This is a genomic window from Streptomonospora litoralis (genome assembly GCF_004323735.1).
Taxonomy (GTDB): domain Bacteria; phylum Actinomycetota; class Actinomycetes; order Streptosporangiales; family Streptosporangiaceae; genus Streptomonospora; species Streptomonospora litoralis.
Window position 1 is genome coordinate 5,607,846 of the sequence record NZ_CP036455.1, and the last position, 21,414, is coordinate 5,629,259.

Here is a 21,414-nt window from a genome sequence, read left to right on the forward strand (position 1 = left end):
AGCGGTATGTGGGAGCGCTCCCAGTGGCGCGAGCGCTCCGCTGTCCACGGGGGCCGCTGCAACGACAAAGGACTTCGTGCATGTTCCGACAATCCGTGCGCCCGATGATCGGCGCCGCGCTCGTGCTGGCGGCTGCGGTGGCAGCCGGTCCAACCCCCGCTTCGGCCGCCGAGTCGGAGTTCTACGTCAATCCGGACATGGCCTCGGCCGAGTGGGCCCGCAACAATCCGCAGGACTCGCGCGCCGACGTCATCGCCAACCGCGTCGCCGACGTGCCGCAGGGGACCTGGTTCACCCAGTACAACCCCAACGAGGTCCAAGGCCAGGTGGACGCGCTGACGAGGGCGGCCGAGTCCGCGGGCAAGACCCCGATCATCGTCGTCTACAACATCCCCAACCGCGACTGCAGCAACCACAGCGGCGGCGGCGCGCCCAGCCACTCCGCCTACCGCTCCTGGGTCGACCAGGTCGCCGCGGGCCTCAACGGCCGCCCGGCCTCCATCGTCCTGGAGCCGGACGTGCTGTCGCTGATGAGCAACTGCATGGACCAGAGCCAGCAGAACGAGGTCATGGACTCGATGGCCTATGCGGGCAAGACGCTCATGCAGGGCTCCTCGCAGGCGCGCGTTTACATGGACGCCGGCCACTCCGGCTGGCACTCCCCCGGTGAGATCGCCTCGCGGCTGAACGGCGCCGACATCGCCAACAGCGCGCACGGCATCTCCACCAACGTGTCCAACTACAACTGGACCGACGACGAGGTGGCCTACGCCGAGCAGATCATCTCCGCCACCGGGCACTCCGATCTGCGCGCGGTCATCGACACCAGCCGCAACGGCAACGGCCCGCTGGGCTCGGAGTGGTGCGACCCCGAGGGCCGGGCTATCGGCACCGAGAGCACGACCAACACGGGCAACGCGACGATCGACGCCTTCCTGTGGGTCAAGCTGCCGGGCGAGGCCGACGGCTGCATCGCCAACGCCGGCGAATTCGTCCCGCAGCGCGCCTACGACATGGCGGTGGCCGCAGGCGAGCCCGAGCCGGACCCGGACCCCACGCCCGATCCCGAGCCGACTCCGGACCCCGAGCCCACACCCGACCCCGAGCCGGGTCAGGGCTGCGACGCCGCGTACACGGTGACCAACGAGTGGTCCAACGGCTTCCAGGCCAGCGTGACGGTGACCGCGGGGTCCGCGATCGACGGCTGGACGGTGACCGCGGACTTCCCGGACGGCCAGGGCATCAGCCAGGCGTGGAATGCCGAGGTGTCCGGCAGCGGCGGTCAGTTCACGCTGACCGACGCGGGCTACAACGGCGGCCTCGGCGCCGGTGAGAGCACCGACTTCGGCTTCACCGGCACCCACAGCGGCGCCAACGGCGACCCCGAGCTGACCTGCACCGCGGGCTAGCGCATCGAATCGGGTACCGGCCCGGGCCGGTACCCGTTCGCCGAGGGGGAGGGCACGCGCCCTCCCCCTTCTTCGTGCGCGGCGGCCCACGGGCGCCGCGCAGGGGCGCGTTCCCGGCGACGGCCGGGCCGCGCCTCAACTCTCCTCGAAGTCCTCGCGGTCGGTGCCGGCCTCGTCCATCGCGTCCTGGAGCTCGGCCTCCATCTCGCGGCGGGTGTCGGGCTCCCGTGCGCTCTCGTCCCGCTGGTCGGGCAGCAGCTGGTCGGTCTCCGGAGTCTTCTTGCCGGACTCCTCGGGCATGGTCATGCGGTCTCTCCTCGGTCTGATGCGATCGCGCCCCCGCTACCCCGCCCACCGCCGCTCACACAGGTCAGCGGCCCGAATACCCGCCTGCCGGGGCGCCTCGTCCCCGGAGCGCCCCGGCGCGTGCCAGCAGACCTGGCGCAACAGAGGAGTTTGTGTTACAAACTACTTGACATTTCAGAACAACGAGTGCGGGAGACGGCGTGATGACAGCGGAGGACGACGGGCGACCCGCCGAGGACGCGGTGTTCGATCCGGCCGCGTCACGCGAGCTCATCGAGCGGCAGCGCGACCTGGCCGCCCATGAACTCGCCCCTGACTGGCGGCTGCTCTACGGCGTCTGGGGCCTGGCCCTGCTCGCCGGATACGGCTGCCTCTACCTGCAGCGGACGGCGCTCTCGGGCATACCGCCCGCCGTCGCCGGCTTCGCCATGTTCCTGGCACTGCTCGCGGCGCTGACCGTCACGACGCGCCACGACATCCGGCTCAACCGCGGCCTGCGCGGCCCGTCCGCGCTGGCCGGAGCACGGATCGGCTGGGCGTATGTGGGCGGGTTCGCCGTCGTCGGGGTCGTGGCGCTGAGCCTGTACCGCGGCGGCGTTCCCGAACAGCTCGTCTGGCTTGCCTTCGCGGGGTTGTCGCTGCTCGTCATCGGGATGGTCGCGATGGTCTCGGCCGCATGGGAGCACGAGCGGCTGCGCTTCGGGCTGGGTGCGTGGATCCTGGCGGCCGACGCGCTGGCGCTGGCGATCGGCATGCCGCACGCCTACCTGGTGCTCTCCCTCGGCGGCGGCGGCGGATTCCTCGCCGCCGCGACGCTGCTCACCGTCCGCCGCGCCGCCCGCGCACGGCGGCCGTAGCCGTGTCCATCGGGGATACAGCAATGAACCCGCTCCCGGAACTCAACCCCGTCATCCACGCCCAGGGGCGCCTGCGGGTGATGGTCACCCTGCAGGCGCTGCCGGACGGCGACCAGCTCTCGTTCTCCCGGTTGCGCGAGATCCTCGCGATGACCTCGGGCAACCTCTCGGTGCACGTGCGCAAGCTGGAAGCGGCGGAGTACGTGCACAGCGTCAAGACCTACGAGCGCCGCAGCCCGATCACCTACTTCTCTCTGACCACCAAGGGGCGGCACGCCCTGGAGGACTACGTCCAGACGCTGCAGACCCTGCTGAACACCGGCGGCGCCGAAACCGCGACCGCCGACGAACCCCCGGGGGGCGCTCTGTGACACCTCCCATCGCCCGGCTGCACGACGTGTCCCGCAGATACGGGACCGCGCAGGCGCTCGACCGGGTCAGCCTCGACGTCGAACCCGGTGCCGTCCTGGGCCTGCTCGGCCGCAACGGCGCGGGCAAGTCCACCCTGATCAACCTGGTCTGCGGGCTGCGCCGACCCACCGAGGGGAAGGTCGAACTGTTCGGCGGGTCCCCGCAGGATCCCCGGCGCCGCCGTGAGCTGGGCATGACTCCGCAGCAGACCGGCCTGCCGGAGTCCCTGCGGGTACGCGAGGTCGTCGACTTCGTCTCCCGCCACTATCCCGATCCGATGCCGCCCGGCGACCTGCTGGAGCGCTTCGGGTTGATGGGCCTGGAGAAGCGCCAGACCGGCAGCCTCTCCGGCGGCCAGCAGCGCCGCCTCGCCGTCGGCCTGGCGTTTCTGGGCAGGCCCCGGCTCGTGCTGCTGGACGAACCCACGACCGGCCTGGACGTCTCGGCGCGCCGCGCCGTGTGGGAGGGCATCCGCGCCTACATCGGCTCCGGCGGCACAATCCTGCTGACCAGCCACTACCTGGAGGAGATGGAGGCGCTCTCGGAGCGCATCACGGTGCTCAAGCGGGGGCGCGTGGTCGCCGACGGCACCCCGCAGGAGGTCGTCGAGGCGGCCTCGCGCCAGTCCATCAGCTTCCACGCCGAGCAGGCCCCCCACCTGACGGGGATCGTCGACCGCGAGCGCCGCGGCGACCGGCAGATCCTCTACACCGACGACACCGATTCCCTCGTCCGCGCGCTGGTGGCCAGCGGAACCCCCTTCAGCGGGTTGGACATCCACCGGCCGAGCCTGGAGGAGGCGTTCCTGGAGATCGAGGCGGAGTCCACCGCCGACGCCGCCCCGGACGCGGCACCCGCCCCCGAGCCCGCTAACGGAACCGCGGAGGTGTCCAAATGACGCTCGCCGTGCAGCACGCCCGCCTGCTGTTCGTGGAGACCGCCCGCGTGCCCGTCGCTCTGGGCTTCAACGTCGCCTTCCCCACGGTGCTGATGATGTTCTTCGTGGTGCCCAACGGGGCCATCGCCGACGACCCGCGGGCGGCCACCCTGGCGACGGCACAGATCACCGTGTTCGCCGTGATGAACGCCTGCCTGCTGAACTTCGGTGTGGGCGTGGCCGAGGAGCGCGCCCGCGCCTGGGACCCCTACCTGCGCACGCTGCCCGCCGGGCCGATGCCGCGCATGGCCGGTCGGTTGCTGAACGGCTTCGCCTACATCCTGCTGGCGGTGATCCCGGTCGCCGTGCTCGCGCCGCTGCTGACCGAGGCGGAGCTCCCGCCCTCCTCGGCTGCGCTGGCGCTGCCCCTGCTCCTGCTGTCCTGCCTGCCCTTCCTCTTCGGCGGATTCGCGATCGGCTTCAGCATGTCGATCAAGGGCGCGCTGCCGGCGGCGCAGGCGATCATGTTCCCCATGGCGTTCGCGGGCGGGCTGTTCCTGCCGCCCGAGACCTTCCCCGGCTGGCTGGACACCGCCTCCCAAGCGCTGCCTACACGGGCCGCCAGGGAGCTGTCGGTGTGGGCGGTCACCGACGGCATCGCCCTGCCGGTTGCGGCGTTCGCAGTGCTCGCGGGGTGGACGCTGGTCACCGCGGTGCCGGCGGTGTGGGCTTACCGCCGCGACGAGGGGCGGCGCTTCCGCTGAGGGGGTGCTTCGCTTGACGGGCCGCTGCGCCGCGGCCGCGCTTACGTGCGCGGAAGGAGCGCACCGCCTTCGGCTGAGCAGGCGCGCCGACATACATGAAGAACTCCCATCATCGCCTACAGAGAGCCACATTCGTCCCTCTTATTGCATTTGCCCCATTCGGGACGTACCGTAGGCACCTGTACGGCGGTTTCGCCTCTCGCCAGAAGCAAACCGTTTCCACAGAACGAACGTCCCATGAAAGCCGCGTTAAGCAGAGATGGAGTGGACCACCCGCCCGAATATTTTCCTGAGAAACAATTTAATTCGGTACATCAGACGCCCCGGATGTACCGGTGTGCGGTGACCCCCGGCCGAACTGCCGCGCAGTCTAACAGCGCCAGTGCGGCGGGAATCACCTGCGCAAAGGCTTGCACTGTCACCTGTGGTGACCGCAAACCCGATCGCCCACGGACTTCGGTCCCGAAAGTCCAGGGCGGATATCGAGCGAGCGAAAGGGTCCTGGCGTGTGCGTGACGCGGGCGGATGCAGTAACCGGTGCCTCGAATGCCGATTCGAATCGGCCGAACGAACGGCGCTTACTCTCCGCAGGCGGCGGGGATGATTCGGCCGCACCCGCGAATTGACGCCCATGCGCGAATCCCCCGCTCCCATTACCCTCACCGTGGCCGACCACTATTCACTGGGCCGCGCCGCCTGGCGCGGCATTCTCGTGCCGGACGCCGGATTCGAGGTCGTCGCCGAGGCCAGCTGCCCAGCGGGCATCATCCGGACGGCCAGCGGCGTCGAACAGGACATCCTGCTGACCGACCTGTGCTTCCACGGCGTGCACGCCTTCGAGGAGATCTCCCGGGCGAGCGCGCACACCCGGGTCGTCGTGATCAGCGGGCACGAGGAGGCCGAGGTTGTCCGCGAGGCCGTGCGCTGCGGCGTGCACGGATATCTGCCCAAGTCGTCCAGCGTCGACGAACTGTTCTCAGCACTGCGCACGGTTGCCTCCGACGACCACTACCTGCACCCGAGCATCGGCTGCAAGCTCGCCTCCGGACCCACCGACCGCACCACCGACCGCGAGCGCGACGTGATCCGGCTGCTGGCCAGCGGGCACACCATCGAAGAGGCCGCTTCGATGCTGCACGTCAGCTCGCGCACCGTCGAGGGCGACCGCGCGGCACTGCGCAGCAAGCTCGGCCTGCGGACCCGGGCCGAACTGTTCGCCTACGCCCGTGACAGCGGCTTCCTGCTGCCGGGCTGCGCCGCCGCACGTCGGCGGTCCTGAGCGGCGGCGCGACGGCGCGGCCGGGCGGCGCCCCGGACGGCACCGGAGCGTCCGCCCGGACCGATCGGCTTATCGGCGGCCCGACAGTGGGAAATCGGCCGAACCGCTACCGGATACCGGATCCGGCGCGGGAGTCCCGACTGCCGGAGTTCCGCAGTGCCGGAAGCCACGACGCGGCCAAGACCGCCATCACCAGGACGACCAGCAGGAGCGCTGTGGGCACGTGCAGCCCGAGCATCATATGGCTGCCGAAATACGCCTGGGCGAAACCGAGCCCGAAGGCTGCGGCGCTGACGACCGCCGGCCAGACGGGGCCGCCGCCGGGACGCACCAGCAGAGCGGCCGCGATCAGCTGCGCGCCCGCTGTGACGTGCACCGCGATCGCCGTTCCGGCGTGCACGCCCAGCACCGACATGTCCTGCATCACCAACTGCCCCGCCGTGGCGAACTCCACCGCCAGCAGTGCCAGCTGGACCAGCGCGGTCACGCGCAGTGCCCACAGATAGGGCGAAGCCGATCGCTGCTGCGCCATGCCGCCACCTCCGAGCAGTCGGGTCGGGTCGCCGTCGACGGCGACCCACGTGCGTATGCTACTCAGCCGCCGTGGGCCGCTGCCGCCGGCCCGGACCGGCCGCCGCCCGGCGGGTGGCACGGCGCTCCGGCGTGTGCGGCGCGCGGGACCGCGCGCCGCACGGAGCACTACCGCTTGCGCTTGCGCGGGCCGCGCCCCGCGGTGCGCTTGCGGCCCTTCCCGCCGCCCGCGCGCCCGGCTCCCCCGGTGCCTCCGCGGCGGGACCAGTAGGTCGCCAGCAGGGCGCCGGAGATGTTGTGCCATACGGAGAAGAGCGCCGCGGGCAGTGCGGCCAGCGGCTCGAAGTGGGTCGTGGCCAGCGCCGCGGCGAGGCCGGAGTTCTGCATGCCGACCTCGACGGACACGGTACGCCGCGAAGACTCCGGGAGCCGCACGGCCTTGCCGGCCCCGTAGCCCAGGGCCAGGCCGATCAGGTTGTGCAGGATCACGGCGACGATCACCAGCGCCCCTGTGGACAGCAGCGCGTCGGCGTTGGCGCCCACGACCGCGAAGACCACGATCATGATGCCGACCACCGAGACGAGCGGGAGCAGCGGCAGCACCTTCTGCACCGCCCGGGAGAACAGCGCGCGGGCCACGATGCCGAGCAGCACCGGGATCAGGACGACCTGCAGGATGGAGAGGAACAGGTCGCCCGCGTCGACCGGCAGTGTCGAGCCGGCCAGCCACAGCACCAGCAGCGGGGTGAGGAACGGCGCGAGGAGAGTGGAGATCGACGTCATGGCGACCGACAGCGCTACGTCGCCGCGCGCCAGGTAGACGATGACGTTGGACGCCGTGCCCCCGGGTGCTGCGCCGACCAGCACCATGCCGACCACCAGCAGCGGCGGGAGCTGCAGCAGTTCGGCCAGCCCCCAGCCCACGATCGGCATGATCAGAAACTGGGCGATCACGCCGACGACGACGGCCTGCGGGCGGGTGAGGGCGATCTTGAAATCGGCGGGCCTGAGCGTGAGGCCCATGCCGAACATGATCACCCCGAGCAGCACGCTGATCCACGGGGTCAGCCGGGCGGCCTGCTCGGGGATGAGCAGGCCCAGCAGCGCGCTTGCCAGGATGAGCAGACCGAACCAGCGCCCTGCGAACGCCGCGGCCTTGGCCAGAGTTCTCATGGCCGACATTCCAGCAGCCGGGTGGGTCGCCGGGGAAGACCGGTACACGGGGGATCGGCGATAACCGGGGGCCCGCGCCGGTGCGGACGATGCGGCGCGCGAGTGCGCGATCGCGGCGGGGCGGTGGCGGGGCCGCGGCCCCCTCACGCGTGGTTCGCGGCGACCTCGCGCAGCGTGCGAACGGCGGCGCTGATGGCGGGCCGACGGGCCGCGTCCTTGCGCCAGAACGCGAAGACCTGGCGGACCAGCGCCGGCTGGACGGGGACGAGCCGCACCCCTTCGGGCACCGGCCCCAGACCCAGCCGCGGCATGACGGCCGCGCCCAGGCCCGCGCCGATCATGGTCAGCTTGGTCTGGTGCTCGTCGACGGTGTGGGCGATCCGCGGCTCGATGCCGCGAGCCCGCAGCATGCCGTGCAGCCAGTCGTGGCAGATGGACCCCTTGCCCCAGCTGATCCAGGGCTCACCCACGACCTCGTCCAGACCCAGCAGTTCGCGGTGTGCCAGCGGGTGGTTCACCGGCAGCGCCACATCGGCGACGTCGACCATGACCGGCGTCCTGGCCATCGACTTGGGCAGCTCGACGGGCGAACCCTCCCAGTCGACGCACAGCGCCATGTCGGAGTCGCCGCGCGCCACCGCCGGGATGCTCTGGTCGGGCTCCAGCTCGCTCAGCTGCACGTCCAGCTTCGGGTGCGCCTGGGCCAGCACCCCCAGGGCAGGGGTGACCAGGCCGCGCGCGCCCGATGCGAAGGAGGACAACTCCAGCGTCCCGCTGATTTCACCGCGGTGCGACTCCAGAGCGGCTTCGGCCTGCTGGACCAGGGAGAGGATCTGGCCGGTGTGCTCCACCAGGATCTGAGCCGCCTCGGTCAGCCGCACCCCGCGCCCGTTGCGCTCCACCAGCGCCTGCCCGACTTCGCGTTCCAGTTTCGAAAGCTGCTGGGACACTGCGGAGCTGGTGACGTGCAGGGCGTCGGCGGCACCGTTGAGGGAGCCGTTGGCGGCGATGGCGTGCAGAATGCGCAGTCGGTCGACGCTGAGCATGTAAGCAAGCCTAACGCGCTCCGATTCCTCGGATACAGCTGCACTTACTTCAAGAATCGCCGACGACGATCGATCCGGTACCCGCGGGCCCAACCGCCGAGCGCGTTCGAACCGGTTCACCTGGTGCGGATCCGCCGATTCCCGTTCCCTTCGCCTGCTTCGCGTGGTGATATGTCGGTATCCGGATTCCATGCGGCGCGAGTGGGGGGACCGATGGACAAGGGCGGCGGTGCGGCCGAAGTGGCGCTCGTGACGGACGGTGATACGGGTGTCGGCCGGGAAATCGTGCGCAGCCTGGCCGCGGCGGGACTGACCGTCTACCTGGGTACCGACGACGTCGAGCGGGGCCGGGCGGCGGCCGCGGCGATGCGCGGCGACGTGCGCGTGGTGGCCCTGGACGTCACCGACGACGCCGAGGTCGCCGCCGCGGCGCGGCGGATCGAAGACGAGTCCGGCCGCCTCGACGTCCTCGTCAACAACGCGGGCGTGGTCGTCGAGTGGGGCGTGCCCACCGACGAGATCTCCGCGGCGCTGCTGCTCGCCTCCTACGAGGTGAACGTGGTCGGCGTGGTCGAGGTGACCTCGGCCTGCGTTCCGCTGCTGCGCCGGTCGCGGGCCGGGCGGGTGGTGAACCTGTCGAGCCTGCTCGGCTCGATGACGTTCCTCGCCGACGCCGACAACCCGATCGCGCAGCGCGGTCTGCAGGCCTACACCTCGTCCAAGGCCGCGGTGAACGCGATCACCCTCGTCTACGCGGACGCGCTGCGGGCGGACGGGATCCTCGTCGACGCGGTGAGCCCAGGCCGCCTGGCCACCGGACCCACCGCGGCCGCGCAGTTCACCCGCAGCCGCACCACCCTCGCGGAGGCCGCGCAGGGGCCGGTCGAACGGGCGCTGCTCGCCGACGCCGGCGTCGGGGGCGGCGACCCGGCGCCGGGCACCGGCGAGGACCCCGCCCCCGCCTCGCGGTAGGCACGGGGGTAAGCGGGACTGCCCGCCCGGCCAGCGCCGACCCCTACCCGGTGCGCAGCGGCAGGTCGCGGAAGGTGTGCTGGACGCTGATCCAGTGGTCGCGGGTGAACTCGTCGATCGCCCATTCGCCGCCGAAGCGGCCGATGCCCGACGCCTTCTCGCCGCCGAACGCCGTGTTGGGCTCGTCGTTGACCGTGGTGTCGTTCACGTGGGTCATACCGGCTTCGACGCGCTGCGCGAAACGCACGCCCCGCTCGGCGTCGCCGGTGTAGACAGCGCTGGAGAGACCGTACTCGGTGGCGTTGGCCAGAGCCAGCGCGTCCTCCTCGTCGCGCGCCCGCACCACGGTCGCCACCGGACCGAACACCTCCTCGGCCGCGGTGGCTACACCGTTGCCGCCCACCAGCAGGTGGGGAGGCACGACGCGGCCGGCCGGGCCGGCGGGTTCCCCCGACAGCAGCAGCTCGGCACCGTCGTCGACGGCGCGGGCGACTTTGTCGAGGATGCCGTCGCGCTGGCTGTCGTTGACGACGGGGCCGATCTGCGTCCGCGGATCGGCGGGGTCCCCGGTGCGCAGCGCGCGGACGCGCTCCCTCATGCGCTCGACCAGGTCGTCGTGCACCGCCGCGTCGGCGATCACCCGGTTGGTGGCCATGCAGATCTGGCCCTGGTGGTAGTAGGAGCCGAAGACGGCGGCGTCGACCGCGCGCTCCACGTCGGCGTCGCCGAGCACGACCAGCGGACCGTTGCCGCCCAGTTCCAGGGCGCGCCGCTTCAACGGCGCCTTCTTCGCGATGCCTTCACCGACGGCCGTCGAGCCGGTGAACGAGACCAGCTGCGGTATCTCGTGGGTGACGAGGGCGTCGCCGATCTCGCTGCTCCTGCCAATGGCCACGTTGAGCAGTCCGGGCGGCAGGCCCGCCTCCTCGTAGATGCGGGCGAGCAGCAGGCCGCCGGTTACGGGTGTGTCTCCGGCGGGTTTGAGCACGACCGCATTGCCCAGCGCTAGGGCGGGTGCCACCGACCGGTTCGAGAGCTGCAGCGGGAAGTTCCACGGACTGATCACCGAGACGACGCCGAGCGGCTGCCGGTAGACCCGGTTCTCCTTGCCGGGCAGCGTGCCGGGGAGGATGCGCCCCGCGACCCGCGTGGGATAGGAGACGACCTCGGCCATGCCCGCGCGGACCAGGCTCCACTCGAACTCGGCGCGCTCGCGGATTCCACCGGTCTCGGCGACGAGCCAGTCGACGATCTCGTCCTTGCGCGCGTCCATGACCGCCATCGCCCGCAGGAACACCTCGGCGCGCTCGCCGGCCGGGGTGTCGGCCCAGGAGCGCTGGGCCTGCTTCGCGGCGCGGAACGCGCGGTCGACGTCGCGGGCGTCGGCGAGGCGGATCTCGGCGAGGGGCTTGTCGTCGTAGGGGGCGACGTCGGTGAGCGTGTGTTCCGAGCCGCCCGGCCGCCATTCGCCGCCGAGCGGCATCCGGTCGAACCTCGGGTAGGGCTCCGGCCGCTGACCTTCGGACATGGCTCGCTCCTCGTTGTGGACGACGCGGAAGCTGTCGTTGCGCGTCGGCTACCCGGGGGTTCAGGGCGGAAACGGGTCCGCACCCGTCGCCGCCTGCTCGAACGCCGCCCCCTCCGACCAGCGCGGCCGCGCCCCGGCCGCGGCGGCGGCGGGGTCGGGCCCGCGGTTATCGGTTCGGGTGCTCGCCGGTGGCGGCGGCCAGCGGGGGTCGGGTCCGCTGGGCGGCCTTGCTGGTCTGCCGGGAACGGGTGGTCCTCCGGAAAAGCGGCACCGAGGGCGGCGGTGGGCTGCCCCCGCGGTCATCGAGTCGGGTGCCCGCCGGTGACGCGCCCGACGGGGCGGCGTTGGGCCGCCGCAGGCCGGTCGGCGCATCAAACGCGCGGTTGTCACCGAATTCCGGCCGCTGTCCGGTCGAAACCCTGCGTTGGGCGGCACCGGTCCCATCGAGTCTGTCTCTGGGGCTGGATTCGGCGCCGAATCCAGCCCCAGAGACAGACTCGGCGCGGCTTGGCCCGTCTATCGTGAACTTATGGTCGCAGGAAAGTGCATTCCGCGGCCATAAGTTCACGATAGACGCCGGAAGAACCGGCATCGGACGCCGCCACCGGCGGGCACCCGAACCGATGGGCACGGGCGCCACCACCCACCGTCCTCGCCGCCCCGCCGGACGGGCCACCGCCGAGCACCCGACCCGTCAACCGCAGGCCCAACCATCCGCCACCGTCGCCGCCGCATTTCCGTAAGACCACCCGCCACCCGGCAGACCAACAAGGCCGCCCAGCAGACCCGACCCGCCCCGCCGGACGCGCCACCGCCGAGCACCCGAACCGGTGACCGCAGGCCCAACCATCCGCCACCGTCGCCGCCGCATTTCCGTAAGACCACCCGCCACCCGGCAGACCAACAAGGCCGCCCAGCAGACCCGACCCGCCCCGCCGGACGCGCCACCGGCGAGCACGCGAACCGGTGACCGCGGGCCCAGCCCTTCGCCGTCCTCGGTGCCCGCCGTTCCCCGTCGAACAACCCGCCGCCCGGCAGACCACAAGACCGCCCAGTGAAGCTCCGCCGCCCCGCCGCACGGCGCAACCCGCGAGCCCTCGCCCGCGCCGTGGTGACTATGCTGTCGCGAAAGCCGACAAACCGACCGCCCGCCGGTGCCGGGGATCCGTCGACCGGCCCCGCGGACTCGCCCTCCCCCGCTGCTCCGCGCGCGGACGCGGCACCGTCGTCAGCGGCCACGGCGGTGCACCAGCCCCGCACCCCTCTTGAGCGGGAACGGCGCCGAACACCGACCGCCCCGCCGCACGCTCGCGCTCACAGTACGCGCGGCCCACCGTGGCCGTCTGGTCACGTGAATGAGATGCGACTCTGCCAGACTCGCGTGGGTTCAGTGCTGTGTGCCCTGATACGGGAGTTGAGACCTGATGCCTGCGTGGATGTCCCACGTGCCCTGGTGGGTGATCGCCGCGGCCGCGGTTGTCCTGGTGGTGGCCGTCATCGCCGGGCTGCGCGCCCTGCTCGCCCGGCGCGCCACCCGCCCCACCGCCGGCGGCTCCGGCCTGCACAGCGGCTACCTCGTGGCCACCGTCCTGATCGCCTCTGCCGCGCTGATGCTCATCCTCGTCGCGTTCACGATGAGCTACGCCGCGCTGTACGAATCGGCGACCTGGCTGGCCGACACCCAGTTGACCGCCATCAACGGCGGCGACCTGCGGTTCCTGTTCCCGCTGGGCATCGACGCCGTCATCGTCTACTTCCTGGCCATGGACCTGGTCATGGAGTGGCAGGGGCGGCGCCACCCGCTCAACCGGTGGTCGGCCTACGGGCTCTCGGCCATCACCATCGTGCTCAACGTCGCCCAAGGCGAGGGCACCACCTCCTCCTACCTGGGCCACGCCGGGCCGCCGGTCGTCATCATCCTGATCGCCGAGGGCGTGGCCGCCTGGGTGCGCCACCTGGCCGGGCTCGCCCACGGCGGCGCGTCCGACCGCATTCCCTTCGGACGCTGGCTCGCCCACCCCCTCTCCACGCTCAAGGTCGCGCGGCTGATGCTGGGCTCGGGCATCACGTCCTACCCGGATGCCCTGGAGCGCGAGCAGCAGCGCCAACTGGCCTATGCGATGCTGCGCGAGCAGTACGCGCGCCGCTGGCGCCGTGCCACCCCGCGCCACCTCAAGTGGATGCTCGACAACGGTTACGACCTGCCCACGGCTTTCACCATCATCCGCGCAATGACCGCCTCCCGGGTGGCCATGACCGCCGCGGAGGCCCGCTCCCTCCTGGGCGAACCGGCCGACGCACCGGCTCCTGCTCCGCAGGCCGCCGACCGGCCCGTGTGGCGGGCCGCGGAGATCTCCGAGTCCTACGCCGCCGCGCCCGCAAGGCGCGCGGCCCGCGGACGGCGCACAGCCGCCGACGCCGGTCCGGCCGACGGCGGTCCGGCGGAAGGTGCGGCGCGCGGAACCACCCGGGAACAGCCGCGGGACGATCGAAGCGACCAGGGCGACCGCGGTTACACGCCGGTGCTGTTCCAGGAGCCGGGACCTGCGCCGTGGCCGCCGCGCGGCGAGGAGGCCGCCGCCGCGCCGGACGTTGCGGCGCGGGTCGCGGCCAACGGCGCAGCGCACGAGCGAACCGGGAACACCGCCGCCCCGGAGCGCACCGTCCCATCCGATGCGGCGATACGAGCAGCGGAGGCGCAGACGGGGCCGCCGCGGCGCGACGAAAGCGAACCGGCCGCGGAAGCGGAGCCGCCGGCAGAACCGGAGCCGGCGGCCGCGCCCGCGCGGGAGCCCCGTACCGAACCGGCGGCCCCCGCCCGGTCCGGCCTTGAGCCGGAACCCACGCCGGAGGCCGATTACGCGCCCGAGCCCCAACCCGCGCCGGAGGCCGAAGCGCAAGCCGCGCCCGATGCGCAAGCCGAAGAGGAAATCGCCGAACCCGCTCCGCGACGGCCCCCCGTCCCCCGCATCAGCTCGCAGGAACGGCGCCAGCAGGTGCGCAATCTACTGGAGACCGTCCCCGACATCAGCGCGGACGAGATCGCCGGGCACCTCGGTTTGAGTCCGCGCACGGTGCGGCGCTACCTGCAGGAGATCATCGACACGGCGTCGGGTGACGGCGATTACCGCATAGAGGAGGGCGAGGACGGCCAGCCCCGTATGGTGCAGACCGCCTACGGAGCCTGAGGAACGACACCGCCCCAGGTCAACGCGCCGCCGGGCACGGACTCGACGACCGGGCGTCCGCCGTCACGCAGGCACTCCGAAGGGAATTCGCCCATTATATAAGCATCGCTAATTCCTAGGTTTAGCAGAATGAAGTAGACCTAATAAAGCGGCGGCGATATCCCTGGACTCATGAGCCTCCACCCCGCGCGGCCGCGCGCTGCCGGAACCGCCGCCGAACCCCCCGCCACCCCCGCGCCCGCAGAACAGGCCGAGGCCCCCGCGGCCACCCGCCCGCACCCCGTCATCGACTGGCGGCTGAAGTTCCTGCTGCTGGCGGTGGTCTGGGGCACCAGCTTCATGTTCATCGGTCTGGCCGGCGAGTACCTCCCGCCGATCCAGATCACGCTGGGGCGGATGCTCACCGGCCTGATCCCGCTCGCCGGGTTCCTGCTGCTGCGCGGCGGCAGCCTGCCGCGCGACCCGCGCAGCTGGCTGCATCTGTCGGTCACGGCGTTCTTCCTCAACGTCGTGCCGTTCACTCTGTTCGGCTACGCGGGTCAGCTGATCCCCTCCGCGCTGAACGGGATCTGCAATGCGGCCACCCCGCTGTTCGTCCTGCTGTTCTCGCTGCTGCTGCTCCCCGACGAGCGCCCCACCCGCATGCGGCTGGCAGGACTGCTCGTCGGGTTCGCGGGCGTCCTGGTCGTCTTCGGCGTGTGGACGGGCTTCGCCGGGGCGGGCGCGGGGGGCATGCTGATGGCCGTCGGCGCGACCGTCTGCTACGGCGTCGGCACGCCCTACCTGCGCCGCTTCGTCGCGGGCGCCGGCCACTCGTCGCTGGAGTTGGCCACCGCGCAACTGCTCACCGGAACGGTGCAGATCTCGATCGCGGCCCTGCTCTTCACGGACGCCCCGGCGGCGCTGCCGCTGCCGGTGATCGCCGCCGTCGCCTCCCTGGGCGCACTGGGCACCGGGGTCGCCTACGTCCTGCAGTACGCGGTTATCCGCGAGGCGGGAGCCACGGTCGCGTCCACGGTGACCTACCTCGTCCCGGTCGTGGCGATCGGCGCGGGCGTGCTGCTGCTCGACGAGCACCTGGCCTGGAACGAGCCGCTCGGCGCACTGATCGTCATCACCGGCGCGGCCTTGGCCCAATACCGTCGGCGCAGGAGCAAGGCCGCCGTACCTACAGGTGATCGCCCTTGACGTCAGCGAGGAACGCGGACCACTCGGAGACCGGAACCACCAGGTGACCGGCGGCCCGGTTCTGGGTATCGCGAACCTTCACCTCATCCCACGACTCCGCGACCTCTACGCAGTTGGCGTTATCGGGCGCGCTGAAACTACTGGTGTGCCAAGCAAGTTCACTCATCCGAGGTCGCCTCTCATCCGCTGTATCAGGTCTCGCGACGCGCCAGGTGACAACGCCTCCGATTGTAGATGGTCGAAGTAGCGCAGCATCTTCCCCACATCCTTAGGGCTGTTCACGACAACCTGACCCAACAGGTGCTCGCAGTGGGCAACCATGCCACCCGACGGCAAAGCCATGATCCGGAAGCTCCCCCCTACAAGCGGCCGCTGTGGAGAGTGATTCGGGACAACCGAAACGCGGATTCGTCGACTGCTGAGCCGGAGGATGGAGCTCAACTGCGCGCGCATGATGTCTTTCGTTCCAACCACTCGTTCCAAAGCCGGTTGGTCCACCACGAAGGTCAAGGGGGTCCGTTGCAACGCGCCAAGGCGCTCCATCCGAGCTTGCACTAGCCGCTCGACATGCTCGTCGTCGTCATCCACGCTGCCCTGCTGCAGAAGCGTTCGCGCGTAACCCTCTGTCTGGAGCAAGCCAGGAACCATGAGCGGCTGGTACTCCCGTATCTCCGTCGCTTGCCGCTCCAAGATCACGAAGTCCCGCCACTCTCGGGGTATTTCTTCACGAGCATGAAGCTCGCCCCACAGATGCTGGAGGACGCCTCCTGTAGCAAGGGAATCGTCAAGGGCGCCCGAAATGTCGAGCGATGGGGTACGAGTTCCCGCCTCTAACTTACCCAGCTGGGGGCGGCTTATTTTTACGCAACTCGCCAGTTCGGCCTGCGTCTTTCCAGCTCGCTGACGGTTCTTCCGAAGTTCATCGCCCCAACGTGACCACACCTTATTCGGCGTCTCGCTCATGGTGCCATTTTGCTACAGCGATGTGCCAACGCGCTACGGATTCTCCGATTCAACGCCAGTGCCGTACCATCGGTCGATTTCTGTCCGGCGGGAGCGCAGGATTGTTCCAATAAAACGGCCCTGGATCGTGTACTGGCACGAACCAGGGCCTTGCCCCCAACCTGCAGACACCAGGTGGAGACCCATGAGCAACCCTAACGTCCCGCTCAGCACGCAGACGCCCCATACGCCCCTGCCGCGCACCGCAGAACGCACCCGTCACTACGTCCAGGCGCAACCCTGCGTGCCACCCGACTACGAGCGCTTCTGCGAGATTCACACTCGGCACCGCGCACTCTGGCGGATGACCTACTCGGCCGGTCAACCGGCGCCTTATCGAGCGCACAGTCGCCACTCCGACGGCATCACGCTCGCAGCCGGCGATCTGGACACGCTCGAATTCGCCCTGGCGCAGTTCACTCCTCCGCCGCCGCGCACGCGCCCCTATCTGCACCGATCCGGCGCGACTGCGCACCCGGACCGCGCCACGACCGAGACCGCGCGGACCATCGACCCGCGCGACGTCCGATGCCTCCATCAGATGGCCGACGACCTCACCGCGAGCGCGCATGGGCACACCTATTGGACATCCGAAGTGCGGGAAACCGCGCTGGAGATGCTCACCCGCCTCGCCGCGGTGCTCGGGGAGGCTTGCGGCCTGCGCGCTACCGCGATGGCCCCGGAGGAGCGGCCCGACCGCACTTCCTGCCTGCGTCCGGCGGACCACGAGGGATACCACCTGGACGCCTGCGGCCGGAGCTGGGACACGGCCGAGGAGGACGCCCGATGAGGACCGCAGCGCAGACAGCAGGGCTACGCCCGCGCCGCCAGTCCGCGACCGTCCACCCCTCCGCCCGGCGGCTGTGCCGGATCTTCCCCGGCGTCACCGCCTGGTACGGCACCCATACGCGGAGCTGGTGGGCGCTGCTTCCGGGCTCTTACCGCCTGCTGGAGGCGCCTACGGCCGAGGCGCTGGAACACCTGGTCGCCGCTCAGGTCCTCGGCTACCCCCCGGCTGAGTCGTCGCCCGGCCGCCGCGGCGCCGGTGCCCGCACCGGCGCCGCGCTGGTCGGCGGATGTTCGCGCGGCCAACGCGGCACCGCCTCCGACCGCGCAGCGGATCCGAACGGCGGTAGCGGCCTCGTCACTCCCCTGATCACCCCTCGCGGGCACCGCGACCGGTGTGGCCGGTGCCCGCGAAGGGTCTGCGCGCAGGTGTCGGCTCCGCCTACACCACGATCCGCACGGGGTTCTCCAGTACCTCGGCGAGGTCCTTGAGGAAGGCCGCGCCGACGGCGCCGTCGACGGCGCGGTGGTCGACCGACAGCTCCAGGGACATGGTGTTGCGCGCGACGACCTCGCCGTCGCGGACGACCGGCTGCTGCTTCATCGCCCCCACGGCCAGGATCGCCGCCTCCGGCGGGTTGATGACCGCCGAGAAACTGTCCATCCCGTACATGCCGAGGTTGCTGACGCTGAAGGTTCCGCCGCTCATCTCCTGCGGCTTCAGCTTGCCGTCGCGCGCGCGGCCGGCCAGTTCGCGGCTGCGCTCGCCGATCTCCGACAGCGGCATCCTGTCGGTGTCGTGCAGCACCGGCACGATGAGCCCGGCCTCGACGGCCACCGCGACGCCGACGTTGATGCGGTTGTGCTGCAGCAGCTTCTCGTTCACCCACGAGCGGTTCACCTCGGGGTGGGTGCGCAGCGTCGTCGCGCACGCCTTGACGATCAGGTCGTTGAAGCTGACCTTGTTTCCGGTCTCCTCCAACTGCGCGTTGATCTGCGACCGGAAGTCCTTGAGCCCCTCGGCGTCGATCGTGCGCCGCAGGTAGAAGTGCGGAGCCTCCTGCTTGCTCTGCACGAGGCGGCGCGCGATCACCTTGCGGACGTTGCTCACCGACAGCTCGGCGGAGTCGCGGCCGTCGTCGTAGGACTCCTGTGCGGGAGCTCCCACGCCCGACGCCGCGGCCTGCGGGGCGGCCGCCGCCGGGGCCGGCTCGGCCGGGCGCTGCTGCGCGGCGGCCTCGATGTCGGCGCGCACGATCCGGCCCTTGGGGCCCGAACCGTTGATGGACTCGATGTCGAGCCCGTACTCGCGGGCGAGCCTGCGCGCCAGCGGGGAACTGCGCGGGCGCGTACCGGGGCTGCCGTCGGGTCCGGAGGAAGCGGGCTGCTGCGGTGCCTCGGTCTGCTGGGGCGCGGTCTCCCGCGCCGGCTGCTCCTCGGCTTGCGCCGCGGGCTGCTCGGCGGACTCCTCCTGCGCGGGCGCGGCGCCGCCGGAGGCGGACTCCCCCTCCGGCGGCGCCTCGTCGGGGCTCTCGCCCACATAGGCGATCACCGCGCCGATCGGGACGGTGTCGCCTTCGGAGACCGCCTGTTTGATGAGGTAGCCGTCCGCGTAGGCCTCATGCTCCATGACGGCCTTGTCGGTCTCGATCTCGACCAGGACGTCGCCCGTGCTGACCTCGTCGCCGACGTTCTTGACCCAGGAGCTGATGACGCCTTCCTCCATGGTGTCGGAGAGGCGCGGCATGTAGATCTCAGTCATCGTGTGGTCCCCTTCACCCGACTCGCTTGCCGACAGCGCTCAGGGTCTCCTTGACGGCGGTGGTGATCGACTCGGCCGACGGCAGCGCCGCGGTCTCCAGCGGCTTGGCGTACGGCAGCGGCACCTCGGCCATGGCGACCCGGCGCACCGGGGCGTCGAGGTAGTCGAAGGCGCCCTCCTGGATGGAGGCGGCGATCTCGGCGCCGATGCCGTAGGTGAGCCAGTCGTCCTCGGCCATCACCGCGCAGCCGGTCTTGCGGACCGAGTCCACGACGGTCTGCCGGTCGAGGGGGCGCAGACTGCGCAGGTCGACGACCTCGACGCTGATGTCCTGCTCGGCCAGCTGCTCGGCGACCTGCAGGCTCGCCGACGCCATGCGCGAGTAGCCGATCAGGGTGATGTCGCTGCCCTCGCGGGTGACGGCGGCGCGGCCGATCTCGGCGACCGACTCGTCACCGTCGGGGACCTCGCCCTTGGAGTTGTAAAGGCCCAGGTTCTCCAGCAGCAGCACCGGGTCGTCGTCGCGGACCGCGGCACGCAGCATGGCGGCGGCGTCGGCGGGGGAACTGGGGGCGATGACCTTGAGCCCGGGAACGAAGGCGTAGAACAGCTCGATGTTCTGGGAGTGCGTCGCGCCGAGCTGCTGACCGCCGCCGCCGGGGGTGCGGATGACCATCGGCACGCTGGTCTGGCCGCCGAACATGCCGTAGACCTTGGCGGCGTGGTTGATGATCTGGTCGATGGCGATCATGGAGAAGTTGATCGTCATGACCTCGACGACGGGGCGCAGCCCCAGCATCGCGGCGCCCACCGCGGCACCGACGAAGCCCTCCTCGGAGATGGGGGTGTCGCGGACGCGGCGCTCGCCGAACTCCTTGAGCATCCCCTCGGTGATCTTGTAGGAGCCCTCGAAGAGGCCGATCTCCTCGCCGAGGAGCATGACGTTCTCGTCGCGCGCCATCTCGTCGCGCAGGGTGTCGCGCAGGGCCTGGCGGTAAGTGATCACAGACATGTACCCGCTCCTTGTCTACTCGGCGAACACCGGGTCGGCGGGCATGCGGCGCGACTCGTTCGCCACGGGGGTGGCGTAGGTGTAGTCGAACAATGTCGATACATCGGGACTGGGGCTGTTCTCCGCGAAGTCGGCGGCGTCGGCGACCTCGTCCTTGACCGAGTCCGCGATCTCCTTCTTCTTGTCCTCGGTGAGGACGCCCGCCTTCTCCAACTGGTCCTCGAAGGCGGCGACCGGGTCGTTGGACCGGGCCTCGGCGGTCTGCTCCTCGGTGCGGTACTTGGCCGGGTCGACCACCGAGTGGCCCTTGAGCCGGTAGCTGGTGCACTCCAGGATGTAGGGCCGCTGCTCGGATCGGGCCTTCTCGACCAGCTCCGTGGCGGCGTCGCGCACCGCGAGGACGTCGCGCCCGTCGACGCGCACGCCCTCGATGCGGAAGGCGGAGCCGCGCTTGTACAGGTCGGGTTCCGCAGAGGACTTGTCCACCGCGGTGCCCATGCCCGTGAAGTTGTTCACGATGGCGTAGACGATCGGCAGGTTCCACAGCGAGGCGAGGTTGAGCGACTCGTGCCAGGCGCCGATGTTGGTGGTGCCGTCGCCCAGCTGGCACATGACGATCTCGTCACCGCCGCGGTAGGAGACGGCCAGCGCCGCGCCGGTGGCCATGGGCATCTGACCGCCGACGATGCCGTAACCGCCGAGCATGCGGGTCTCGGTGTCGTACATGTGCATGGAGCCGCCCCAGCCCTTGGCCACGCCGTCGGTGCGGCCGTAGAGCTCGGCCATCACCCGGCGGGGGCTCATGCCCTTGTGGATCGCGTAACCGTGGTCGCGGTAGTTGGTGTAGAGGTAGTCGCGCTCCTGGAGCGACTCCATGAGCCCCACGACCGTGGCCTCCTCGCCCAGGTTCAGGTGGCAGTAGCCGCCGATGCGGGCCTGGGTGTACGCCTGACCCGTCCGCTCCTCGAACCGGCGGACCAGCAGCATTCGCCGGTAGTAGTCGAGGAGTGCGTCGGGCTTCTCGTCGGCCACAGCCGAGGTGGTGCCCGATGGGGCCCCCTGTGTGGTGTCCTTCCGGCTCCGCCGGCGGCCCCCCGTGCTCTTGGCGGAGCCGCCGCCCTTCGCCTTGGCCGTGTCAGCCATGCTGGTGCCTTTCTACGTGCGGAGGCGGCCCCTCAGGTCGGTAGACCCGGAAAGGCCGCTACCCGGGACGCGGAGGCGACCGCTCCCGGGAAGAGGGTGGTGCGCCGGCGCCGGGCTCATCGGCGGGGCGCAAGTGGCTGGTTCAGCTGTTCATGACCGCAACCCGCGGTCCGCCCGCCT

Annotated in this window: 20 protein-coding genes; 10 read left to right on the forward strand and 10 right to left on the reverse strand. The window is 70.9% G+C overall.

The window, feature by feature from the left end; translation table 11 throughout:
* The first annotated feature begins 80 nt into the window (after positions 1 to 80).
* On the forward strand, positions 81 to 1,409 hold the full coding sequence (locus EKD16_RS23915) for a glycoside hydrolase family 6 protein (protein ID WP_131101625.1): 1,329 nt from the start codon (positions 81 to 83) through the stop codon (positions 1,407 to 1,409).
* Between the two features lie 135 nt (positions 1,410 to 1,544).
* Here EKD16_RS23915 and EKD16_RS25560 read toward each other — a convergent pair whose 3' ends face one another.
* A complete protein-coding gene (locus tag EKD16_RS25560; RefSeq protein ID WP_165498653.1) occupies positions 1,545 to 1,715 on the reverse strand; it encodes a hypothetical protein in 171 nt (56 codons plus the stop codon).
* A 203-nt stretch (positions 1,716 to 1,918) separates the two neighbouring features.
* On the opposite strand from EKD16_RS25560, the gene EKD16_RS23920 reads away from it, so the two are divergent.
* From EKD16_RS23920 to EKD16_RS23940, 5 genes are all read left to right on the forward strand, one after another.
* Positions 1,919 to 2,572: a hypothetical protein gene (locus tag EKD16_RS23920; protein WP_131101627.1), complete on the forward strand. Its 654-nt coding sequence runs from the start codon at positions 1,919 to 1,921 to the stop codon at positions 2,570 to 2,572.
* Between the two features lie 23 nt (positions 2,573 to 2,595).
* Positions 2,596 to 2,943, forward strand: coding sequence for a transcriptional regulator (locus EKD16_RS23925; protein WP_131101629.1), 348 nt, complete (start codon positions 2,596 to 2,598; stop codon positions 2,941 to 2,943).
* Entirely contained in the window at positions 2,940 to 3,881 is a 942-nt protein-coding gene (locus EKD16_RS23930) for an ABC transporter ATP-binding protein (RefSeq protein WP_131101631.1), read from the forward strand. The genes EKD16_RS23925 and EKD16_RS23930 overlap by 4 nt, the downstream gene beginning before the upstream one ends.
* Positions 3,878 to 4,624: an ABC transporter permease gene (locus tag EKD16_RS23935; RefSeq protein ID WP_131101633.1), complete on the forward strand. Its 747-nt coding sequence runs from the start codon at positions 3,878 to 3,880 to the stop codon at positions 4,622 to 4,624. Before EKD16_RS23930 ends, EKD16_RS23935 begins: the two co-directional genes overlap by 4 nt.
* Before the next feature lie 631 nt (positions 4,625 to 5,255).
* The gene (locus tag EKD16_RS23940) at positions 5,256 to 5,903 is read left to right on the forward strand and encodes a response regulator transcription factor (RefSeq protein ID WP_131101635.1); all 648 of its coding nucleotides are present in this window, start codon (positions 5,256 to 5,258) and stop codon (positions 5,901 to 5,903) included.
* Between the two features lie 106 nt (positions 5,904 to 6,009).
* Here the strand turns inward: EKD16_RS23940 and EKD16_RS23945 are convergent, their stop codons facing one another.
* From EKD16_RS23945 to EKD16_RS23955, 3 genes are all read right to left on the reverse strand, one after another.
* Positions 6,010 to 6,435, reverse strand: a complete 426-nt coding sequence (locus EKD16_RS23945; RefSeq protein WP_207391397.1) for a hypothetical protein — start codon at positions 6,433 to 6,435, stop codon at positions 6,010 to 6,012.
* A gap of 167 nt (positions 6,436 to 6,602) precedes the next feature.
* A complete protein-coding gene (locus tag EKD16_RS23950; protein ID WP_131101637.1) occupies positions 6,603 to 7,607 on the reverse strand; it encodes a bile acid:sodium symporter family protein in 1,005 nt (334 codons plus the stop codon).
* 143 nt (positions 7,608 to 7,750) lie between these two features.
* Positions 7,751 to 8,653, reverse strand: coding sequence for a LysR family transcriptional regulator (locus EKD16_RS23955; protein ID WP_131101640.1), 903 nt, complete (start codon positions 8,651 to 8,653; stop codon positions 7,751 to 7,753).
* A gap of 213 nt (positions 8,654 to 8,866) precedes the next feature.
* Between EKD16_RS23955 and EKD16_RS23960 the strand changes: the two genes are divergently transcribed.
* Positions 8,867 to 9,625, forward strand: a complete 759-nt coding sequence (locus EKD16_RS23960) for an SDR family NAD(P)-dependent oxidoreductase (protein WP_131101642.1) — start codon at positions 8,867 to 8,869, stop codon at positions 9,623 to 9,625.
* Between the two features lie 43 nt (positions 9,626 to 9,668).
* On the opposite strand, the gene EKD16_RS23965 is transcribed toward EKD16_RS23960, so the two are convergent.
* Entirely contained in the window at positions 9,669 to 11,153 is a 1,485-nt protein-coding gene (locus EKD16_RS23965; RefSeq protein WP_131101644.1) for an aldehyde dehydrogenase family protein, read from the reverse strand.
* Positions 11,154 to 12,577: 1,424 nt separating this feature from the next.
* On the opposite strand from EKD16_RS23965, the gene EKD16_RS23970 reads away from it, so the two are divergent.
* Together EKD16_RS23970 and EKD16_RS23975 are read left to right on the forward strand one after the other, a co-directional pair.
* Entirely contained in the window at positions 12,578 to 14,341 is a 1,764-nt protein-coding gene (locus EKD16_RS23970) for a DUF2637 domain-containing protein (RefSeq protein ID WP_131101646.1), read from the forward strand.
* 171 nt (positions 14,342 to 14,512) lie between these two features.
* Positions 14,513 to 15,529 (forward strand): DMT family transporter, encoded by a 1,017-nt coding sequence (locus EKD16_RS23975; RefSeq protein WP_131101648.1) that lies wholly within the window; start codon positions 14,513 to 14,515, stop codon positions 15,527 to 15,529.
* Here EKD16_RS23975 and EKD16_RS23980 read toward each other — a convergent pair.
* Positions 15,510 to 15,695, reverse strand: a complete 186-nt coding sequence (locus EKD16_RS23980; protein WP_131101650.1) for a DUF397 domain-containing protein — start codon at positions 15,693 to 15,695, stop codon at positions 15,510 to 15,512. The genes EKD16_RS23975 and EKD16_RS23980 overlap by 20 nt on opposite strands.
* Positions 15,692 to 16,492 (reverse strand): helix-turn-helix domain-containing protein, encoded by an 801-nt coding sequence (locus EKD16_RS23985; RefSeq protein ID WP_131101652.1) that lies wholly within the window; start codon positions 16,490 to 16,492, stop codon positions 15,692 to 15,694. The genes EKD16_RS23980 and EKD16_RS23985 overlap by 4 nt, the downstream gene beginning before the upstream one ends.
* Before the next feature lie 184 nt (positions 16,493 to 16,676).
* Here EKD16_RS23985 and EKD16_RS23990 point away from each other — a divergent pair, with 184 nt between their 5' ends.
* Positions 16,677 to 17,321 carry a hypothetical protein gene (locus EKD16_RS23990; RefSeq protein WP_131101655.1) on the forward strand — a complete coding sequence of 215 codons (645 nt, stop codon included), beginning with the start codon at positions 16,677 to 16,679 and terminating at the stop codon, positions 17,319 to 17,321.
* 438 nt (positions 17,322 to 17,759) lie between these two features.
* Here the strand turns inward: EKD16_RS23990 and EKD16_RS23995 are convergent, their stop codons facing one another.
* The 3 genes from EKD16_RS23995 to pdhA are packed head-to-tail and all read right to left on the reverse strand — an operon-like array spanning position 17,760 to position 21,234.
* Positions 17,760 to 19,079 carry a dihydrolipoamide acetyltransferase family protein gene (locus EKD16_RS23995; RefSeq protein ID WP_131101657.1) on the reverse strand — a complete coding sequence of 440 codons (1,320 nt, stop codon included), beginning with the start codon at positions 19,077 to 19,079 and terminating at the stop codon, positions 17,760 to 17,762.
* Positions 19,080 to 19,092: 13 nt separating this feature from the next.
* A complete protein-coding gene (locus tag EKD16_RS24000; RefSeq protein WP_131101659.1) occupies positions 19,093 to 20,091 on the reverse strand; it encodes an alpha-ketoacid dehydrogenase subunit beta in 999 nt (332 codons plus the stop codon).
* Positions 20,092 to 20,106: 15 nt separating this feature from the next.
* Positions 20,107 to 21,234: a pyruvate dehydrogenase (acetyl-transferring) E1 component subunit alpha gene (gene pdhA / locus EKD16_RS24005; protein ID WP_131101661.1), complete on the reverse strand. Its 1,128-nt coding sequence runs from the start codon at positions 21,232 to 21,234 to the stop codon at positions 20,107 to 20,109.
* Positions 21,235 to 21,414: the final 180 nt, after the last annotated feature.

Coding starts and splice junctions, on each gene's coding strand:
- EKD16_RS23915 (WP_131101625.1), top strand. CDS start 81: ATGTTCCGACAATCCGTGCGCCCGATGATCGGCGCCGCGCTCGTGCTG.
- EKD16_RS25560 (WP_165498653.1), bottom strand. CDS start 1,715: ATGACCATGCCCGAGGAGTCCGGCAAGAAGACTCCGGAGACCGACCAG.
- EKD16_RS23920 (WP_131101627.1), top strand. CDS start 1,919: ATGACAGCGGAGGACGACGGGCGACCCGCCGAGGACGCGGTGTTCGAT.
- EKD16_RS23925 (WP_131101629.1), top strand. CDS start 2,596: ATGAACCCGCTCCCGGAACTCAACCCCGTCATCCACGCCCAGGGGCGC.
- EKD16_RS23935 (WP_131101633.1), top strand. CDS start 3,878: ATGACGCTCGCCGTGCAGCACGCCCGCCTGCTGTTCGTGGAGACCGCC.
- EKD16_RS23940 (WP_131101635.1), top strand. CDS start 5,256: ATGCGCGAATCCCCCGCTCCCATTACCCTCACCGTGGCCGACCACTAT.
- EKD16_RS23945 (WP_207391397.1), bottom strand. CDS start 6,435: ATGGCGCAGCAGCGATCGGCTTCGCCCTATCTGTGGGCACTGCGCGTG.
- EKD16_RS23950 (WP_131101637.1), bottom strand. CDS start 7,607: ATGAGAACTCTGGCCAAGGCCGCGGCGTTCGCAGGGCGCTGGTTCGGT.
- EKD16_RS23955 (WP_131101640.1), bottom strand. CDS start 8,653: ATGCTCAGCGTCGACCGACTGCGCATTCTGCACGCCATCGCCGCCAAC.
- EKD16_RS23960 (WP_131101642.1), top strand. CDS start 8,867: ATGGACAAGGGCGGCGGTGCGGCCGAAGTGGCGCTCGTGACGGACGGT.
- EKD16_RS23965 (WP_131101644.1), bottom strand. CDS start 11,153: ATGTCCGAAGGTCAGCGGCCGGAGCCCTACCCGAGGTTCGACCGGATG.
- EKD16_RS23970 (WP_131101646.1), top strand. CDS start 12,578: ATGCCTGCGTGGATGTCCCACGTGCCCTGGTGGGTGATCGCCGCGGCC.
- EKD16_RS23975 (WP_131101648.1), top strand. CDS start 14,513: ATGAGCCTCCACCCCGCGCGGCCGCGCGCTGCCGGAACCGCCGCCGAA.
- EKD16_RS23980 (WP_131101650.1), bottom strand. CDS start 15,695: ATGAGTGAACTTGCTTGGCACACCAGTAGTTTCAGCGCGCCCGATAAC.
- EKD16_RS23985 (WP_131101652.1), bottom strand. CDS start 16,492: ATGAGCGAGACGCCGAATAAGGTGTGGTCACGTTGGGGCGATGAACTT.
- EKD16_RS23990 (WP_131101655.1), top strand. CDS start 16,677: ATGAGCAACCCTAACGTCCCGCTCAGCACGCAGACGCCCCATACGCCC.
- EKD16_RS23995 (WP_131101657.1), bottom strand. CDS start 19,079: ATGACTGAGATCTACATGCCGCGCCTCTCCGACACCATGGAGGAAGGC.
- EKD16_RS24000 (WP_131101659.1), bottom strand. CDS start 20,091: ATGTCTGTGATCACTTACCGCCAGGCCCTGCGCGACACCCTGCGCGAC.
- pdhA (WP_131101661.1), bottom strand. CDS start 21,234: ATGGCTGACACGGCCAAGGCGAAGGGCGGCGGCTCCGCCAAGAGCACG.